We start from the raw sequence: 16443 nt of genomic DNA on the forward strand, positions 1-16443 counted from the left end.
TCAGTCCTAAGTTTAGAACCGCTAATCATTCTGCCGCCTCCCTCTGCAAGGCCAGATGACCGCAGTTTCCACTGACGAGTGCGGCAGGGACGGGCGGCGAAACGCTGTTGCCGCAGCAGAGCACCTGCAGCGATTGTGAGAAAATCTCGCTATTGTTACCGCGCTCGATTTCGTAATTTTCGGGGAATCCTTGCGCGCGATAAAGCTCGCGCGGCACCAGCATGCGCATACCGATATCGACGATAAAGGGAAAGCTCATTGCGCTGCTGCCCCCACCTGTTCGCGACCCATCACGCCCCAGCAGTCATCGAGACGCCAGCGGTTGCAAGTCATCTTGAGATAAGACTGGATTTGCTGTTCCGACATGCCGGAGGCTTTTGCCATCTGTCGGCGGGGCATCCCCATTTCGCGCAGGAGCAAAAGCCCTTCAATGACCATGACGGTCGGCAGTTCAGGGGGGAAGCTTGCAGGCGTTATGCTGCCGGGCTGGCCGAATGTCTTCATGGGAAAACCTCTCGTCGGGTTGCGAGCGAATGCGTGTCGAAAAATGAGGGAGCGCGATCCAGCCAATCGCAGAGCGCGTGCAGGGAATCTGGACCGATGGACCTGCCACGAATGGCGCGGTTCACATCGTCGGGCGGGATGCTGCATATGCGGGCAACTTCGCCCACAGACAGCCGCGCTAGGATGCGCTTGCGGTCCACATACATGCCCAGAATCGTGAAATCGGTAGAACTGGCACCGGTCATGACTGCACCCGGCACATTAAAAATATCGGACAAAAATATCCGAAACGCCTTGACGTTCGGACAAAAATATCCGATATTGTTTTTGTGAATACGGAGAACCCGATGGACAAGCGAGACCGCTTCATCGCCGAGTTAAAGGATGAAGCAAAAGCGCTGGGGCTGGCCTTCAGGGCCAGCAAAAGCAAAGGAAAAGGCGGGCACGCAACAGTATGGGTGGGGGATCGCTTCACCACACTGCCGAGCCGGGAAATCGATCCCAAGACCGCCGCGAAGATCAAGAAAGGGTTGGGGCTTGCATGAGCCCCAACCCACCACCTGCCAACGGGGCCGAATGAATGGAGATTGATTGAATGAGGACATACGCTTACGCAGCCGTCTTCGAACCTACCGAGCGAGAAGGCGGTTTCGTTGTTACATTTCCGGATGTTCCGGAGGCCATCACCGAGGGTGACGACATGGCAGACGCACGCGAGCAGGCTTCGGACGCGCTCGGCGTTGCCCTGCTGACCTACCTGGAGATGGGACGAGAATTGCCCGAAGCGAAAACCGGGGGAGATTTGATCTGGCCGGATGCCGAAGTGGCAACCAAGATCGCCGTGATCGAGACTTTCCGCGCTTCGGGCATATCGAGAACCGAACTCGCCAGACGGCTTGGAAAGGATGAAAAGGAGGCTCGCCGCCTGCTTGATCCAGACACAGCAACCAAGCTGCCGCTCATGACTGCCGCGCTGGCTGCCATGGGACAAAGGCTGGTTATTGGGCTGGAGGCTGCTTGATAGATTAAATATCACCCGACTATCTCCGTATTGAACAGAGGGCCGAGATCGGCTTGAGAGAGTGGCGCGTCATCACCGACGCGCCACTCTTTTTCTATGCGGCGCTTGGCGATGTCGGCATATTCCGGGTTGAGCTCGATCAGGATGGCACGGCGGTTGCGGCGCGCTGCGACAAGGGCAGTTGTGCCAGCACCACCGAAAGGATCGAGGACAATCCCATCCTTGGGGCAACCAGCCAGAATGCAGCGTTCGGCCAGTTCCGGCGGGAACGTAGCAAAATGTGCATCGGAAAATCCGCGCGTCGCAATATTCCAGACGGTAACAGGCGCTGGCTCATAGTTACGCAGGTTGCGGCTCTCTACCCTTATGGATAAAGCGGCTTCCCTGCTGGCCTTCTGGCCAATCATCGCCTGATTTTCTGCGGCCAGTTTTCGAGCACTACCTTCAACGACTGCGCGCATTGGGCCATTCGTTTTGCCGCCGCCATTGGCGCGGTGCGAACCTTCCTGACGTGCCAAGTCCTGCGAAACTCGCGGGTTGGTGTTCGGGCTGACGGGCTGCTTCACAGCTTCTCGGTCGAAGAAATATCGAGGCGACTTGGTCAGCATGAAAATCTTTTCATGCGCGGTCGCAGGCCGGTCGCGGATACTTTCCGGCATGGGGTTCGGCTTGGCCCAGATGATTTCCGAACGCACCCACCAACCATCTTCCTGCAGGGCGATTGCAAGTCGGTTCGGTATCATCGCCAAGTCTTTGGCCTTCAGGACACCGCCGATAGTCGAGAACGGCTTATCCCGAAACGTCCTGTCGTCGGTGCCTTCCGCCTTGTATTCGGCAGCTGACTTGCCATTCGGGGTAGTGGCGTAGCAATCGCCATAATTGATCCAGCATGTGCCCGTGGACTTCAGGACGCGGCGCACCTCGGCAAACACCTGCACCATAACGGCCAGATGATCGGCGAATGTTGGTTCCAATCCCATCTGGCCTCTCACGCCATAATCGCGCAGGCCCCAATAGGGTGGGGAAGTCACAACGCAATCGACGCTGTCGCTTGGCATTTGCGCCAGTACGTCGAGACAATCACCAATCTGGATTTGCACACGTTCGTCGAGGATTGAAATCATGGTCACGACGCTGCCCTCATAAGGACAACGAAGATGCCTATCCATGCGCCGACCAAAGCCGCGCCGACAGAAAGCGAAGCAATAAGCAGCGCTACGCTCACAAAATGGGGATCGTTGGGGCGCGCCATCACTTTTCACCAATCACATAAAGCGCAGGGTCGCCCCTGCGTGCATTGGCAACGTGGCTCGAAAGCTCCCGGCGAAAACTGGTCAGGTTGCGTTCGGCGTTGTCTGCGGCCTTGTCGAGTTGCAGCGCTTCTGTGCCCGTCACCTTGCCATCAGCAAACACGCGCGCACCAACGCTCATGATCTCGCCGACGCTGACAACAACATCGGAATGGGCCGCCAGAAGGTTGCCGGCGGCTTGCATGACCTCGTCAGGCTCTGCGAGACGACGATTGTTGAGAGAAGCCATGACCGATGTGACACAAAGCACGCCGCATTCATTTTCCAGCTTGAACACCGCATTGAGCGGCATCAGGTCCGTTTCGGTGGAGAGATTCCACCGCCCGACCTGGCTTTTTGAAAAGCCCGAAAGTTCGACGACACGTTCGATACCGCCGCAATATTTAATGAGGTCGCGCTGTGCCGCTTTGATGCGCTGGAACCATGCGTCTGTCAGATGCGTCATGGGGAAGTCCTCGAAAGACAAAGTTTTCCCGTGGCGGGAAAATCCGCAGTTTTTTCCCGTTAAGGGAATGAAGTTTTGCTGTCAGTTTGCCGGGGTCAGGTCATCACGGCGGACCGCTTACCTTCAGGCGTTGCGCAGGACGCACTAGCCACCTGAAAAACGGAGATATTCGAATATGCCAATGCCAAATACGGAAACCGCTCTCGTCATGGAACGGATCAAAAATGTGGCGGTCACCAAGGCCCTCGAAGAGCTTGCCGTACTGCTCGCCGGCAGGATCGATTACCGGCATTACCGGGCACTGAATACGCGCCTTGTTGAAATCGTCGAGCGAATGCCAGTAGTCCCACTGAAATTTGCGGCGGGCGTGCAGATTGACGCGCTCGATATGGAGATGATCCAACAAAACACGGTAAGCATCACCATCAATGCGATTGACGACGCTTTCAAGATGGCTCGCAAGAGACTGCGCTAAGACCCGGCAGGAGGTGGCACGAAATGAAAAGTAATCATGTTCACTCTCTTCCCGATGCAAACGGGAAATTTCACGCCGAACAAGGATTTCCAACCGACGCAAACGGGCTCTGTCAAAATCACGGCGGGAATGGCCGTAGCAGAATGCCGAGAAAGCGTCTGAAAGGCGATGCCGAAGTTTGGTCATGGATTAACTCCGTTTGATTGCATCGGTCCATAAATGTCGGGCCGAAGATCATGTCTGGACACGCCAGTGAAAGCTTCAACAGCGAGGACACGTTTGTACGGCACCATGTCCCACTGAAGCACCGCTGCCGGCGTCACATGGAGATGCCTAGCTAACGCACTAGCGCTGCCTGCCTTTTCAATCGCGAGCTTCAAAGCGTCGGTGGGTGCCGGGTTCGTTTTCATAACGCGATATAAGCATAACTTAAAAACAGATGCAAGAAACTCTTAAATGGACGGGAACCATGTTAAAGCTTCACATGCAGCCTATGGGAAAGAACGAATTAGCGATCAAGGTCGGAGCTGCAATCCGTACCGCTCGGAAACAGCGTGGGCTGGTAATGCGCGAAATAGCGGCGCATTTGAACACGCAAACGGCTGCGGTGGGTAATTGGGAAATTGGCAAAAATCTGCCATCGACTGAGAATCTGATTAAGACGGCTGCGTTGTTGCGAGTAGACGCGGCGGCTTTAGGGCGCGGGGAGGTTCTCTATTTAGATGATCAGCCGGTGAACGAGGCTGAGATCGTTTCTGATTCCCACGAGATACAGAAGGGGCCGCTCGATGTTGAAGTGCGCGGCGTCGCAGTTGGTGGAGATGACGGTGATTTTTCGTTAAATGGAGAAATTACCGGATACGTTCGCCGTCCACCTGGTATCGCAAGTGTGCGCAAAGTGTTTGCATTGCATGTGATAAGCGACAGTATGTGGCCTCGATATGATCAGGGTGAACTGATTTATTGTGGCGGGCGAGAGGCTGTCCCCGGTGATGACGTGGTCATTGAGATGTTTCCAAAAGAGGATGGTGCCGTCGGCCACGCTTATATCAAGCGCCTTTTAAGGCGCTCGAAGAACGAGATTGTCTGTCTGCAATTTAATCCGCAGAAAGAAATCGTGTTTGATCCATATGAAATCAAGGATATGTGGCGCGTAATCCCCTTGCGCGAACTTCTGGGATACTGAGGCGCGAAGCATTCGCGCGCTCCCGATCGAGATCGGTCCTGAAAGCCGCGCTAACCACTACATTTTTGCCAGAATCACCAATCTCACGGCATGGGTTGCAATACAGCTTTAGCCCCAAATTATTGAGCGTCGTTCCATATTTGAAGCCGAGTTTATAAAACTCTTCTGGCTTCCTCCATCTCACATGTCCGCAGTCTCCACATTCGATGGATATCGAAATTGTCTGCCCTATCGTCGGTTCTTTCGGGAACATGACATACCCCTGTACGCTCGTTTGTTCTCACTTCGTTCTCATAATTGATTCTTTTTTCAGCGTTGTCGAATTGATTTTTCGGTCTGTTCATATAAGAACCGCTTGAACGAAAATATAAGTTATGCTTACATTGCTGTACAACATTCAAGTTGGAGGCAATGATGACTCTAGCATATTCCGCCGCTTCTCCTCGTGAGAGTGCGACCCCGAAACTAAACTCTTCGCTTTGCAGCCTATCCAATAATTCGATCGAGCATACTCCACATCTTCGCGCCATAGAGATGGCGAAGACCATGCAGGACATTACGGCATCGTCAGGAGCGGCAACATTCAAGGATCTGATCCGTGCGGGTTTCACCTCTGCGGAAATCATTGAGTTCGGCGTTCAAGCGCAGAACCTTGCTGCTGAATGGAAGTCCGAGAGCCGGAAAGCGCCTCACGACAATTTGGCTGACATGATGATGAAGGTTAGGCAGCCGCTTCCAAATCGTCCGCCAATGACCGAGCACTTCGTGACCTCACCGGATTATTTTGAAGCGTGGGGGCGATATTGCGCCAGCCGGGCAGCGCTGTTGCTTGACCCGTGGGCGCCACAACGCGAACGCTGCATCTGTGTACTGCAAGCGTTTCTCAATTTCCTTCCGCTTTTACCCGCAGAGCGCGCAAGGCTCACACTTGCTGCCGACCAAACCTTGCCGAAAATCCCAGTGCGGAATGGGAGGGCGTTGTCATGACTGCAACCGACGCCATTGCGGCATGCATTATTGCCATTGCCGTTCCATTTTTCTCCCTCGTATTCGGTATTCCGCTATGACTTCGGTAATCCATTCATTCCGCCCTGACGGGTCGGTCATGGATCTCGCCAATCCTCTGGTGAGCGATATTCAGTGGCCAACGATCGCCAGCGCCCTTTCGAAGCTGGCGCGTTTCAATGGCATCAATCCGGGTCCTATGCTTTCAGTGGCGCAACACAGCGTCATGGGCGCGGATGCTTTTGCCAACGAAACTGGCGATCCCATGCTGTCGGCCTATTTTCTACTGCATGACGCGCATGAAGCCCTGATTGGCGATTGGTCGCGACCATCGGTCCTGATTCTTGCCGATGCGCTCAATCACATGCACGGCACACCGGTTCAATTTGTCCGCAATGCTGTTGAGGCGGTCAAGGCGAGGCTCGATCAGGCGATCTATCATGCTGCGGGGCTTCCATCCGCCGTGCCTTTTCTTGTCAAGGAAATGGACGAGCGGATGTTGCGCGCGGAGACCTTGGCGCTTTTCGGCAAAAAGGGTCTGGCTAATCTTGCTGGGCGCGAAATGCCCATGCCGAAACTCACGGGCGCAATCAAACCTTGGGCACCGATGAAGGCTGAGGAAGCGTGGCTCGACCGTCTCACCCGCTATCTGGGCATTGATTGGAGGGCAGCGGCATGACGTACAATCGTCATGAAATTATCGGCCGTCTTGGTGCTGATCCAGAGGTTCGCAACGCCAACAGTGGTGATCTCATCGTCACTATGCGCGTGGTCACATCCGATTATTGGCGTGACAAACAAACCGGCGAACGGAAAGAAAAGGCCGAGTGGCATACGGTCGTCATCTTTAATCAGGCCCTCGCCAAGACTGCGGAACAATACCTGTCGAAGGGAAACATTGTTTTCATCGCGGGCAAGAGCCGCACACGCAAGTGGGAAGATCAGCAGGGCAACACCCGCTATTCCACGGAACTTGTGTTGGAGAATTTCAGCGGTGAGTTGAAGCTTATGCCGCAGGGCAATGGCGGTGGGCGAGGCCCAGCAAGCCAGGACGATTATGGCGATGAACGCTCGCGCGATTCCGCAGGCCAGACCGCGAACCAGCAGGGCGGCGGCTACAACCCAGCTTTGGATGACGAAATCCCTTTCGCGCCTGAATGGCGCGGATAACGGGCGAACTCGCCCTTCAACCAGCAGAGGAAACCATGCAACGCATCCGCGATTCCAACACCATCATCGGCCTTTTGGAGAACGGCGAACTGGCGCAGCGCCTGACCACCGAAATGATGGAAACACTTGCAGCCCTTCAGGAACACACCGGCGGTCGGCCCAAGGTCAAGGCCAAAGGTTCCGTTTCGCTCAAGCTGAATATCGAAGTGGTCGACGGCACAGTCACCATTGAAGCGGAAACCAGTTCCAAGCGTCCGAAGCCGGTCCACGGCTCATCTTTCTACTGGCTTCTGGATGACGGATCTCTGTCCACCCAGCACCCCAAGCAAATCGACATGTTCGGTGGCCCTCGCGATGCCTCGCGCGGTGTAACCGACGTGATCCACGGCTAACCCCTCTAATAATCAGGAGCTAAAATGTCCGAGAACACTGCAACTTCCGAACTTCTGCCGATGCCCCTCAAAAGCTTCGATATCCGGGCTGCTGCCGAACTTGGCGCACGGGCAGATGGTGCGGAACTGGTCACCATAGAAACCAATGACCAGATGACTGGTTTGCCGAAATCAGTGCCCGCATTGCTGACGCGGGGCGAGACACCCGGCATCGGCAGCGTTTCCAAGCTTCTGGAAGAACATCGCCTGCACCCTAAGCGAAAGCAGGGCACGGCAACCGTCCAGACGCTGGAATCGCTGATTAATCTTGCCAACCGGCACAAGACGGAAAATTCCGCCGTGTTTGTTGATCTCAACTGGCGCAAGCCTTCAATGACCACAGTCATCGACTATCATGAAGCCCAGAACGGTGGCATTGCCGACTTCTTGTCTCATCGCATCCACTACGAATTCCCGCTGTCCGAAGAATGGAAAGTCTGGGTCAGCAAGGATGGCGAGTTCATGGATCAGGAAAAGTTTGCCTATTTCCTTGAAGATCGCATTCCCGATCTCGCGTCACCGTCCGATGCTGATGTGGCCAACATCGAGCGAGACTTTGCCTGCACTGTTGCCAACCCGAACCAGTTGGTTGAGCTTTCCCGCAAGATGCAGGTTAATGTGGAGTCCAAGGTCAAGGTCAACCATACCCTGCAATCCGGCGAAAGACAGCTGCAGTGGGAAGAAAACCACGTTGGTGCGGACGGCAAGGCCATTACTGTGCCTGGCATGTTTATCCTGTCGATCCCGGTATTCTTCATGGGCGATGCCGTGCGCATTCCGGTTCGTCTGCGTTATCGCGTTAGCGGCGGCAGTGTACATTGGTGCTATCAGATCTATCGCCCGGACCAGATTATCACCCAGCATCTGGAGCATTCGGTTTCCGACGTAAAGGCGGCGACAGAACTGCCATGCTTCGCTGGCAAGCCGGAGGCAGCGGCGTGACGAAGGTCAGCTTTAGCATAGAAAGGGGAGCTTTGCTCCCCGCCCTTGCGGCTGTTAACCGCGCAGTCGAAAAGCGCAACACGATCCCGATTCTTGGTAACGTGTTGCTGACCGTCGAGAATGGCGAACTGTGCGTTACCGGCACGAACCTCGACATTGAGGTCAAGTCGGTGGCAAAGCAGGATGGTTTGCCCGATATCGGACCATTCACAGTACAATCCGGCCTCTTGCATGACGCGGTCAGCAAGTTCGCTGACGGTAGTGTGGTCATGTTCGAAGGCGACGAGACGCATGTGAACATCAAGTCGGGGCGATCCCGCTTTCGCTTGCAGGTATTGCCAGCGACGGACTTCCCGGAAATGTCGGCAGGTGAGTTCACGCACGAATTCGCCCTGCCAGGCAACGTGCTTGCGCGCGTCCTTTCCACAGTGGCGTTCGCAATCTCGACCGAAGAAACGCGCTATTATTTGAATGGCGTTTTCATGCACAACGACGGGGAGCATCTGGCCTTCGTGGCGACAGATGGCCATCGCCTTGCTCACATGAAACTCGAAGCCCCGGCAGGCAGTGCAGGAATGCCGCCAATCATCGTGCCGCGCCGAACCGTTGCGTTGCTCCAGCATTTTGCGAAGGGCGATGAGGATATCGTTCTAAAGATATCCGACCGCAAAATTCGCATCATCCTGTCTGATGGAACGGCCATCACGTCGAAGCTGATTGACGGCACATATCCAGAATATCAGCGAGTAATTCCTGCCAACAATGACAAGGCTTACATTGTCGAGCGTGAGGGCCTTGCAGGCGCCATCAATCGAGTCAGCACGGTTTCAAGCGAGCGCGGCAGGGCTGTGAAATTCAATTTCGGCCCGAGCGAATTGAAGATGGAAGTCACCAATCCGGATAGCGGGCAGGCCGAGGACAGCATTGTTGTATCCGAAGGTCACGACGACGAAGTGACAATCGGCTTCAATCACAAGTACTGCCTCGACGTTCTGGGCGCTGTTTCTGCCAAGGAAATGCGGTTTGAACTCAGCGACCCCGGCGCACCCTGCAAGGTTTCGCCCGTCGGTGCCGATGATGGCGACGTGCCACCGCTTTTCGTCATCATGCCGATGCGGGTTTAGGGGGGGGCGATTATGAAATTCATTCTTCCAGAAGACCTACCACAACTGGCCCTATCAGTGCGTCAGCCGTGGGTTCACTGTATCTTTCATCTTGGAAAGCCGGTCGAGAACCGCATCTGGAACACAAGCGTTCGCGGAACGATTTGCATCCACGCCTCCAAGGGAATGACGCAGGACGAGTATGAGGACTGCCGGACCTTGGCTTATCAGATTGGGCAGATTGATGACGCAACGCGCGAAATGTTGCGCTTGAACCCCGTGCCTCCGCTTCGATCGATCCCGCGTGGAGCCATCATCGGCACGGTCGATATCGTCGATGTGGTTCGCCGGTCAAACGACCATTGGTTTTTTGGCCCGTATGGTTTCGTTCTCGACAATCCGCGACTGCTAGAAAAACCAATAGCCTGCAATGGCGCGCTCCGTTTTTTCGATTGGCGGAAGAATTGTTCTGCGGAGGTGCGCGATCATGGCTGACAAGACCCACATCGAATGGACCGACGCGACATGGAACCCGATAACCGGCTGCAGTGTCGTTTCGCCCGGATGCACGAATTGCTACGCCATGAAGCTCGCCGGCACGCGCCTGCAACATCACCCGTCGCGAGCAGGACTGACAAATCCTTCAAAGTCCGGGCCGGTTTGGAATGGCAAAGTTCGGCTTAACCGCGAGTGGCTCTACCAGCCGCTTGAATGGAAAAAGCCGCGCATGGTGTTCGTCTGCGCCCATGGCGACCTTTTCCACGACGACGTGCCGGACGATTGGATTCTCGATGTTTTCACCATCATGGCGATCGCCAAACAGCACACTTTTCAGGTTCTAACCAAGCGCGCCGACAGGATGCGCGAATTTCTATCGCGTCCCGAAGATGACCTGCTCGAAGCGATCTATACCAACTGGTACAGCTTCGACGGGGGCGCACGCGAGGTCTGGTCATGGCCGCTACCCAATGTCTGGCTTGGCGTGTCGGTTGAAGACCAGAAGCGCGCTGCTGATCGTATTCCGAAACTGTTGGAAACGCCCGCTGCTGTCAGGTTTTTATCGGCAGAGCCGCTTTTGGGTCCGCTTGATCTTACCCGTCTTGATACAGGGTCCGGATGGGTTGACGCGCTTCAAAGCTACATTTGTTATCCGACAACGACGCAGGGCATTTATCGACACGAGCCAGTCGATTATCCGTCTATAAATTGGGTCATTGCGGGTGGTGAAAGCGGGAAGGGTGCACGTCCTATGCATCCGGATTGGGCACGCTCGCTTCGCGACCAGTGTGCATCTGCCGACGTGCCATTTTTCTTCAAACAATGGGGAAACTATGCCCCACTGAAGAGTGCGGCTCAGCCCGATACCATGTTCCGCGCCACGAAGAGCATTGCGGGTCGTTCGCTCGACGGCGTTGAACACAATGCCATGCCGGAGGTCTGGAAGCATGTCTGATCGTCGCCAGAAAATCCGCCCCGGCAGTCGCCTGACCCATCGTGAGACAGGCAAAAACGCCCGCGTGATGACGATATCCGAAGGTTGGGTCATGGTTCGCCCAAGTGGCGCCAAACCCGTGCTTGTCAACGCGCGTGAACTCTACCTCCATTACGAGGTGACGAAATGGTGAGCATCGGTCAGCCGGTAATGATTTTGGGCGCATCGCTGGCGGTGCTTGTCACCGTCATCGTGTCATTTGAGATTCATGCCCCAATATGGGAGATCATTCGATGAAGCTCGTTGACCGCATATCGAAGCTAAAAGCACCGAGCAACAATACGGACGTGCTTATCGAAGTCGCACTCTTTGAACCAGACAATGATTATGTCTCTGCAAGACCAAACGCAGCGGGAACGAAGGTTGTTTACATGCGCAGGAGCGGGAAAGCAGATACCTTCTGGGCTGCTGATCACACTCTCACGCCAGAGAGTCGCGCCAAAGCCATTGCCCTTTTACGCGCTAAGGAGGTGGTCTGATGAAAAGACAGGTCGCCTTTAAGCAAGCCGATGTGACCAGAGCTATCAAAGGCGCTATTGCGGCAGGGATGAAAGTTGCGCGAGCAGAAATAGACCTGTCGGGGAGAATAGTTGTCGTCTCTCCATCGGAAGACACGGCAAAACCGGCAAACGATTTGGACAAATGGTTGGCGGAAAATGCGCGTTAATCTCAAGGGTATTAATAAGGCGAAGGTGAAGCTCGCTAACGGCGACACAGTAACCTATTGGTACGCATGGCGCGGTGGGCCCCGACTAAAAGGACAGCCGGGCGATGATGAGTTCATTGTCTCCTACAACGAGGCCATTGCAAAAAAGGCGAAGCCGAAAGCAGGTACGCTGCAATCTATCCTGAACGGCTTTCAAGAGACCACGATCTGGGATGATCTGTCGAAACGGACAAAGAGCGACTACGTCAAACAGATCAAGGTTATTGAGGCGAAATTCAGCAACTTTCCCCTGTCTGCACTCGCCGACGCGAGAACTAAATCCGTGTTCATGCAGTGGCGCGATCAACGCGCGAAGCAATCCCGGCGGCAGGCTGACTATGCCTGGCAAGTGCTGGCGCGAATATTGTCATGGGCACACGGCCAAGGCTTGGTGCTGGCAAACCCGTGCGAAAAAGGCGGACGCGTCTATCGTGGGAATCGCTCGGAGAACGTCTGGTCCGATCAGGACGAGAAGCAATTCTTGGAGCACGCTCCCAAACACCTTCATCTCCCGCTGATTCTTGCGCTTTGGACGGGACAGCGGCAGGGGGACCTTTTGAAGCTTAACTGGCGCGCCTATGATGGGGAGCGCATTCGATTGCGGCAATCCAAAACTGGCGCTCGCGTGATTATTCCAGTCGGCACTCCGTTGAAATCTGCGCTTGATGCAATCAGTGTCAAGGAAGGGGCGATTCTGAAAAACAGCGAAGACAAAGCTTGGACGGCAGATGGTTTCCGCTCTTCATGGCGCAAAGCATGCGTTGCCGCAAAAGTAACAGGCGTCACGTTTAACGACCTTCGCGGCACTGCCGTGACAAGACTCGCGCTGGCCGAATGTACGGAGGCGGAAATTGCAACAATTACGGGGCACAGCCTCCGTGATGTGCGTTCGATCTTGGATGCGCATTATCTGCACCGCGATCCAAAGCTCGGGGAATCAGCTATTCGAAAGCTCGAAGCCAGAACAAAATCTGCAAAATGAATTGCAAAATGGTCCACGCTGTTCCAGCTTTGTTTCGGAAATTATGTAGTAAAATCAAATGGCTGGGGAACCTGGATTCGAACCAAGACTAACGGAGTCAGAGTCCGTTGTTCTACCCTTAAACTATTCCCCAGCAAGGATTGCAAATCATGCTCTTATCGAGCGTTTGCAATTGCGACAGAAGCGTGAAGCTCGTTCGCGACGGCTTCCATCTAGCGAACTCAAACCCCGAACGCAACCCCTTTCTTTGAAAAAAGAATAGCAAATTTCGCCATCCCCAATTTGTCGCGCCGCAATCGCCGCAAACAACCGCCAAGCATGGTCTTTTGCCAGAAGGCGGGTTGTTTGCGCGACGCCGGAATAAAAAGGCCCGGCCAGCGGAGGAGCGGGCCGGGCAAAGGGCAGGCTGGCCGAGAGGGGACCCGGCTTGTGAAGGTGGCGCCTGCCAGATGTTCCGTGGGCAGTTCGGCGAAGGGGTTTCGTGCGAACTGCTTGAGATTCAAAAGGCTGCTGAGGCCGTGGCCTCAGCAGATGTGGCGTGTCGCCTCGATACGGCGCTGCGCATCAGCCAGCGAGCGCAGAACACGTGTCGGATTTTCGCGGCCGCGATAGTGGGTCGCCGTATAGACGTCACCACGATGCAGGCCGATGTCACGCAGGAGATAATCGTCAAGCTCGGAAATTCGCATCAGCTGCCGTCGATTGCGGGACATCATCCAGCGACGCAGAGCCGACATAAACACAGCTTTCACCGTTTGCGCGAACGTGGAGGTCTCTGCGCGCGTTGCCGGTAAATAGGTCGTCGTTGTCTTGCTTATCGCTGTCATGTCCGCTCTCCTTTAAATCAGCGGTGCTAAGGGGTTCTCATCGTCAGGGTCATGCGCTTTCGCAGCTCCTTTCCTTTACGACGGCTGCTTTATCCAACAATCAAATTGATTGTTCCAACGAATGTTTCTAATGTCATTCTTCAAAAATAGTGATGGATAGCGCCCATGAGCACGCCTCTGGATCTCGATCAGTTACAAACCTTCATCGCGATAGCCGATACGGGCAGTTTCACACGCGCTGCCGATGCGATTTTCAAGACGCAATCGGCGGTTTCCATGCAGATGCGGCGGCTTGAGGAACGGATCGGAAAGCCGCTCTTCGAGCGGGACGGGCGCTCCAATCGCCTGACCGAGGATGGCGACCGGCTGCTTCTCTATGCGCGGCGGATGATGCAGCTGAATGGGGAGACCATTGCGGCCTTTGACGATACGCAACTGGAGGGCCATGTGCGTATCGGGACGCCTGATGATTATGCCGACCGCTTCCTGCCGGAAATCATGGCGCGTTTTGCGCGCTCCAATCCGCGTGTTGAGCTTTCCGTCGTCTGCGAGCCGACCGTCAATCTGGACGAAATGATTCGTCGCGGCACGCTGGATATTGCGCTGGTCACCCAGTGCGACGACAAGCGCCGCTCGGAAGTGGTGCGCACCGAGCCGCTTCTCTGGGTCACGTCGGCCAATCATGCTGTGCATGAGGAAGCCGTGCTGCCGCTTGCGGTGGGGCGACCGACTTGCATCTGGCGTCATGCGGCAATCGAAGTGCTGGAAGCGGCGAAACGCGATTATCGCATCATCATCACGAGCTGGTCGGCGACGGTTTCTGCCGCTGCGGTTCTCTCCGGGCTTGCCGTTTCGGTGCTGCCGGAATGTGCGTTGCGCCCTGGCATGCGGGTGCTGGGTGAGGCCGATGGTTTCGGGCGGTTGCCGGAATTTGGCATTGGCATCATGCGCGGCCACAACAAGCAGAATGCGGTGGTGGATGCGCTGGCGCAGCACATCATCGAAAGTCTTGACAATATTTCATCGCCCCAGCCGGGAGGCATTGTTGGCGCGATGAGTTCGCCGGAAATCTCGCCTTTTCCGGCGGTCCGCACGCGCAGGGTGCGGGCCAATGAGTTGTTGCCGGGCTGGTGAGGCCCGTTGATAAGCATGAGATGATTTTCTACGCGACTTCTTGACCAGCCGTATCGGCTGATGGCCTATGATGGGATGAGCATGGGTTCCGATTCGAGTTTTACCGGCGCATCGTCGAATGTCGCCGAGTATAGCGTTTCCGAGATTTCCGGCGCTTTGAAGCGCACGGTCGAGGATGTGTTCGGCCATGTGCGCGTGCGGGGAGAAATCTCCGGTTATCGCGGACCGCATTCGTCCGGTCATGCCTATTTCGCCTTGAAGGACGACCGCTCGCGGCTGGAAGCCGTGATCTGGCGCGGTTCCATGGGCCGCCTGCGTTTTCGTCCCGAAGAAGGCATGGAGGTTATCGCCACCGGCAAGCTGACCACCTATCCGGGATCGTCAAAATATCAGATCGTCATCGAGCAGATGGAACCGGCGGGCGCCGGTGCGCTGATGGCGCTTCTGGAAGAACGCAAGCGCCGCCTTGCGGCGGAAGGCCTGTTCGATCCGGCGGTCAAGCAGCTCCTGCCCTTCATGCCGCGTGTGATCGGCGTGGTGACATCGCCGACAGGCGCCGTCATCCGCGATATTATTCACCGCATTTCAGATCGCTACCCGCTGCATGTCATCGTCTGGCCGGTGCGCGTGCAGGGCGAGACGAGCGGTCTGGAAGTGGCCACTGCCGTGGACGGCTTCAATGCCTTGCCGGAAGATGGCGCGATTCCGCGTCCCGATGTGCTGATCGTGGCGCGTGGCGGCGGTAGTCTGGAAGATCTCTGGGGCTTCAATGACGAAGTTGTCGTGCGCGCCGTGGCGGCGTCGCATATTCCGGTGATTTCTGCGGTCGGCCACGAAACCGACTGGACGCTGATCGATCTTGCCGCTGATGTGCGCGCACCGACCCCGACAGGCGCTGCCGAAATGGCCGTGCCGGTCAGGGCCGATTTGCAGGCAACGCTTGCCGGACAATCGGCGCGGTTGGCCTCGGCCATGTCGCGCTTCATCGACCTCAAGCGGCAGGCGCATCGCGCGGCTGCGCGCGCTCTGCCTTCCGCCGATCAGTTGCTGGCCTTGCCCCGCCGGCGTTTTGACGAATCCGCCTCGCGCCTGACGCGGGCGCTGTTCGTCAACACGCAGAAGAAGAGGGTGCATTTCGAAGGGCGCGCCCGTCAATTGTCGCCGCGCCTGTTGCAGCGCCGTTTCGTGGAACAGCAACGCACCATGTCGCTGCTCGGTCAGCGACTGCCGCGTGCGCTGGAAGCCTTTTTGCGGGAACGCCGCACGGCGCTCTCGCATCGTGGCGACCGGCTGGTCCCGGAACCGATCTTGCGGCGCACCCGCCTTGCCACATCGACCGTCGAGCAACTGGATCGCAGGCGCGATCAGGCGGTGCGCCTTTTGATCGAGCGCGCCAAACGGCGCGGACAGGAACTGGAACGCCTGATGCGCACCCTGTCTTACGAAAGTGTGCTGGACCGTGGCTTTGCCATCGTGTTCGATGCGGACGGTCATCCGGTCAAGCAGGCGGCAGGCGTGGCGGCGGGCGATGCGCTGTCGGTTCGTTTCCGTGACGGTGAAGTGGCGGTGGTTGCTGATGGCGGTGCAGAGGACGAATCGGCAGCCAAACCGGGCGCACCGAAAAAGCCTGCATCGGCTCGCTCCGGCGGGCAGGGATCGCTATTTTAGCAACACTCGCAATGTCTTGAACGCCGAATTGGGAAGCCGAGT

24 protein-coding genes, 1 tRNA gene and 1 pseudogene are annotated in these 16443 nt (G+C 56.2%); 17 read left to right on the top strand and 9 right to left on the bottom strand.

Features of this window, described 5'->3' with window-relative positions; translation table 11 throughout:
• Window positions 1-25: 25 nt before the first annotated feature.
• The 3 genes and pseudogenes from ABWW11_RS15305 to ABWW11_RS15315 all read right to left on the bottom strand — a co-directional run.
• A pseudogene (locus ABWW11_RS15305) lies at window positions 26-244 on the bottom strand (DNA cytosine methyltransferase); the annotation flags it as partial.
• An 11-nt stretch (window positions 245-255) separates the two neighbouring features.
• Window positions 256-504: a helix-turn-helix domain-containing protein gene (locus ABWW11_RS15310; protein ID WP_319080820.1), complete on the bottom strand. Its 249-nt coding sequence runs from the start codon at window positions 502-504 to the stop codon at window positions 256-258.
• Window positions 501-782 (bottom strand): hypothetical protein, encoded by a 282-nt coding sequence (locus ABWW11_RS15315; RefSeq protein ID WP_319080819.1) that lies wholly within the window; start codon window positions 780-782, stop codon window positions 501-503. Before ABWW11_RS15315 ends, ABWW11_RS15310 begins: the two co-directional genes overlap by 4 nt.
• Before the next feature lie 69 nt (window positions 783-851).
• Here ABWW11_RS15315 and ABWW11_RS15320 point away from each other — a divergent pair, with 69 nt between their 5' ends.
• A complete protein-coding gene (locus tag ABWW11_RS15320; protein WP_319080818.1) occupies window positions 852-1049 on the top strand; it encodes a hypothetical protein in 198 nt (65 codons plus the stop codon).
• A gap of 50 nt (window positions 1050-1099) precedes the next feature.
• Window positions 1100-1525 carry a type II toxin-antitoxin system HicB family antitoxin gene (locus ABWW11_RS15325; RefSeq protein WP_319080817.1) on the top strand — a complete coding sequence of 142 codons (426 nt, stop codon included), beginning with the start codon at window positions 1100-1102 and terminating at the stop codon, window positions 1523-1525.
• Between the two features lie 11 nt (window positions 1526-1536).
• Here the strand turns inward: ABWW11_RS15325 and ABWW11_RS15330 are convergent, their stop codons facing one another.
• The 4 genes from ABWW11_RS15330 to ABWW11_RS15345 form a co-directional block, all read right to left on the bottom strand.
• Window positions 1537-2649 (bottom strand): DNA-methyltransferase, encoded by a 1113-nt coding sequence (locus ABWW11_RS15330; protein ID WP_319080860.1) that lies wholly within the window; start codon window positions 2647-2649, stop codon window positions 1537-1539.
• Window positions 2650-2776: 127 nt separating this feature from the next.
• Window positions 2777-3280 (bottom strand): phage regulatory CII family protein, encoded by a 504-nt coding sequence (locus ABWW11_RS15335; protein ID WP_319080816.1) that lies wholly within the window; start codon window positions 3278-3280, stop codon window positions 2777-2779.
• A 103-nt stretch (window positions 3281-3383) separates the two neighbouring features.
• The gene (locus ABWW11_RS15340; protein ID WP_319080815.1) at window positions 3384-3941 is read right to left on the bottom strand and encodes a hypothetical protein; all 558 of its coding nucleotides are present in this window, start codon (window positions 3939-3941) and stop codon (window positions 3384-3386) included.
• The gene (locus ABWW11_RS15345) at window positions 3938-4165 is read right to left on the bottom strand and encodes a transcriptional regulator (protein WP_319080814.1); all 228 of its coding nucleotides are present in this window, start codon (window positions 4163-4165) and stop codon (window positions 3938-3940) included. Before ABWW11_RS15345 ends, ABWW11_RS15340 begins: the two co-directional genes overlap by 4 nt.
• Window positions 4166-4239: 74 nt before the next feature.
• Between ABWW11_RS15345 and ABWW11_RS15350 the strand changes: the two genes are divergently transcribed.
• The 13 genes from ABWW11_RS15350 to ABWW11_RS15410 all read left to right on the top strand — a co-directional run bounded on the left by ABWW11_RS15350 (window position 4240) and on the right by ABWW11_RS15410 (window position 12772).
• Window positions 4240-4941, top strand: a complete 702-nt coding sequence (locus ABWW11_RS15350; protein ID WP_319080859.1) for an XRE family transcriptional regulator — start codon at window positions 4240-4242, stop codon at window positions 4939-4941.
• Between the two features lie 546 nt (window positions 4942-5487).
• Entirely contained in the window at window positions 5488-5928 is a 441-nt protein-coding gene (locus ABWW11_RS15355) for a hypothetical protein (protein WP_319080813.1), read from the top strand.
• A gap of 76 nt (window positions 5929-6004) precedes the next feature.
• Window positions 6005-6625: a hypothetical protein gene (locus ABWW11_RS15360; protein WP_319080812.1), complete on the top strand. Its 621-nt coding sequence runs from the start codon at window positions 6005-6007 to the stop codon at window positions 6623-6625.
• Window positions 6622-7116: a single-stranded DNA-binding protein gene (ssb, locus tag ABWW11_RS15365; protein WP_319080811.1), complete on the top strand. Its 495-nt coding sequence runs from the start codon at window positions 6622-6624 to the stop codon at window positions 7114-7116. Before ABWW11_RS15360 ends, ssb begins: the two co-directional genes overlap by 4 nt.
• Window positions 7117-7151: 35 nt before the next feature.
• Window positions 7152-7508 carry a YfdP family phage-associated protein gene (locus tag ABWW11_RS15370; RefSeq protein ID WP_151575173.1) on the top strand — a complete coding sequence of 119 codons (357 nt, stop codon included), beginning with the start codon at window positions 7152-7154 and terminating at the stop codon, window positions 7506-7508.
• 24 nt (window positions 7509-7532) lie between these two features.
• Window positions 7533-8489 carry a DUF2303 family protein gene (locus tag ABWW11_RS15375; protein WP_319080810.1) on the top strand — a complete coding sequence of 319 codons (957 nt, stop codon included), beginning with the start codon at window positions 7533-7535 and terminating at the stop codon, window positions 8487-8489.
• Complete coding sequence (gene dnaN, locus ABWW11_RS15380; RefSeq protein WP_319080809.1) at window positions 8486-9613, top strand: DNA polymerase III subunit beta; 1128 nt, start codon at window positions 8486-8488, stop codon at window positions 9611-9613. The genes ABWW11_RS15375 and dnaN overlap by 4 nt, the downstream gene beginning before the upstream one ends.
• A gap of 12 nt (window positions 9614-9625) precedes the next feature.
• On the top strand, window positions 9626-10087 hold the full coding sequence (locus tag ABWW11_RS15385; RefSeq protein ID WP_319080808.1) for an ASCH domain-containing protein: 462 nt from the start codon (window positions 9626-9628) through the stop codon (window positions 10085-10087).
• On the top strand, window positions 10080-11045 hold the full coding sequence (locus ABWW11_RS15390; protein ID WP_319080807.1) for a DUF5131 family protein: 966 nt from the start codon (window positions 10080-10082) through the stop codon (window positions 11043-11045). The genes ABWW11_RS15385 and ABWW11_RS15390 overlap by 8 nt, the downstream gene beginning before the upstream one ends.
• Window positions 11038-11217 (top strand): hypothetical protein, encoded by a 180-nt coding sequence (locus ABWW11_RS15395; protein ID WP_319080806.1) that lies wholly within the window; start codon window positions 11038-11040, stop codon window positions 11215-11217. The genes ABWW11_RS15390 and ABWW11_RS15395 overlap by 8 nt, the downstream gene beginning before the upstream one ends.
• 100 nt (window positions 11218-11317) lie before the next feature.
• Window positions 11318-11563 (top strand): hypothetical protein, encoded by a 246-nt coding sequence (locus tag ABWW11_RS15400; RefSeq protein ID WP_319080805.1) that lies wholly within the window; start codon window positions 11318-11320, stop codon window positions 11561-11563.
• Window positions 11563-11751 (top strand): hypothetical protein, encoded by a 189-nt coding sequence (locus ABWW11_RS15405; protein WP_194780121.1) that lies wholly within the window; start codon window positions 11563-11565, stop codon window positions 11749-11751. The genes ABWW11_RS15400 and ABWW11_RS15405 overlap by 1 nt, the downstream gene beginning before the upstream one ends.
• A complete protein-coding gene (locus ABWW11_RS15410) occupies window positions 11741-12772 on the top strand; it encodes a tyrosine-type recombinase/integrase (RefSeq protein WP_319080804.1) in 1032 nt (343 codons plus the stop codon). The genes ABWW11_RS15405 and ABWW11_RS15410 overlap by 11 nt, the downstream gene beginning before the upstream one ends.
• A 59-nt stretch (window positions 12773-12831) precedes the next feature.
• Here ABWW11_RS15410 and ABWW11_RS15415 read toward each other — a convergent pair.
• Both ABWW11_RS15415 and ABWW11_RS15420 read right to left on the bottom strand, forming a co-directional pair.
• Window positions 12832-12905 (bottom strand) — tRNA-Gln (locus tag ABWW11_RS15415).
• A gap of 391 nt (window positions 12906-13296) precedes the next feature.
• Complete coding sequence (locus ABWW11_RS15420) at window positions 13297-13599, bottom strand: DUF1127 domain-containing protein (protein ID WP_121538902.1); 303 nt, start codon at window positions 13597-13599, stop codon at window positions 13297-13299.
• Window positions 13600-13764: 165 nt separating this feature from the next.
• On the opposite strand from ABWW11_RS15420, the gene ABWW11_RS15425 reads away from it, so the two are divergent.
• Together ABWW11_RS15425 and xseA are read left to right on the top strand one after the other, a co-directional pair.
• A complete protein-coding gene (locus ABWW11_RS15425; protein WP_109367828.1) occupies window positions 13765-14733 on the top strand; it encodes a LysR substrate-binding domain-containing protein in 969 nt (322 codons plus the stop codon).
• An 81-nt stretch (window positions 14734-14814) separates the two neighbouring features.
• Window positions 14815-16401, top strand: coding sequence for an exodeoxyribonuclease VII large subunit (xseA, locus tag ABWW11_RS15430; RefSeq protein ID WP_121538903.1), 1587 nt, complete (start codon window positions 14815-14817; stop codon window positions 16399-16401).
• The last annotated feature ends 42 nt before the right edge of the window (window positions 16402-16443 follow it).

Origin of the sequence: Brucella sp. NBRC 113783, from assembly GCF_040372265.1 — a bacterium.
Classification (GTDB): domain Bacteria; phylum Pseudomonadota; class Alphaproteobacteria; order Rhizobiales; family Rhizobiaceae; genus Brucella; species Brucella teleogrylli.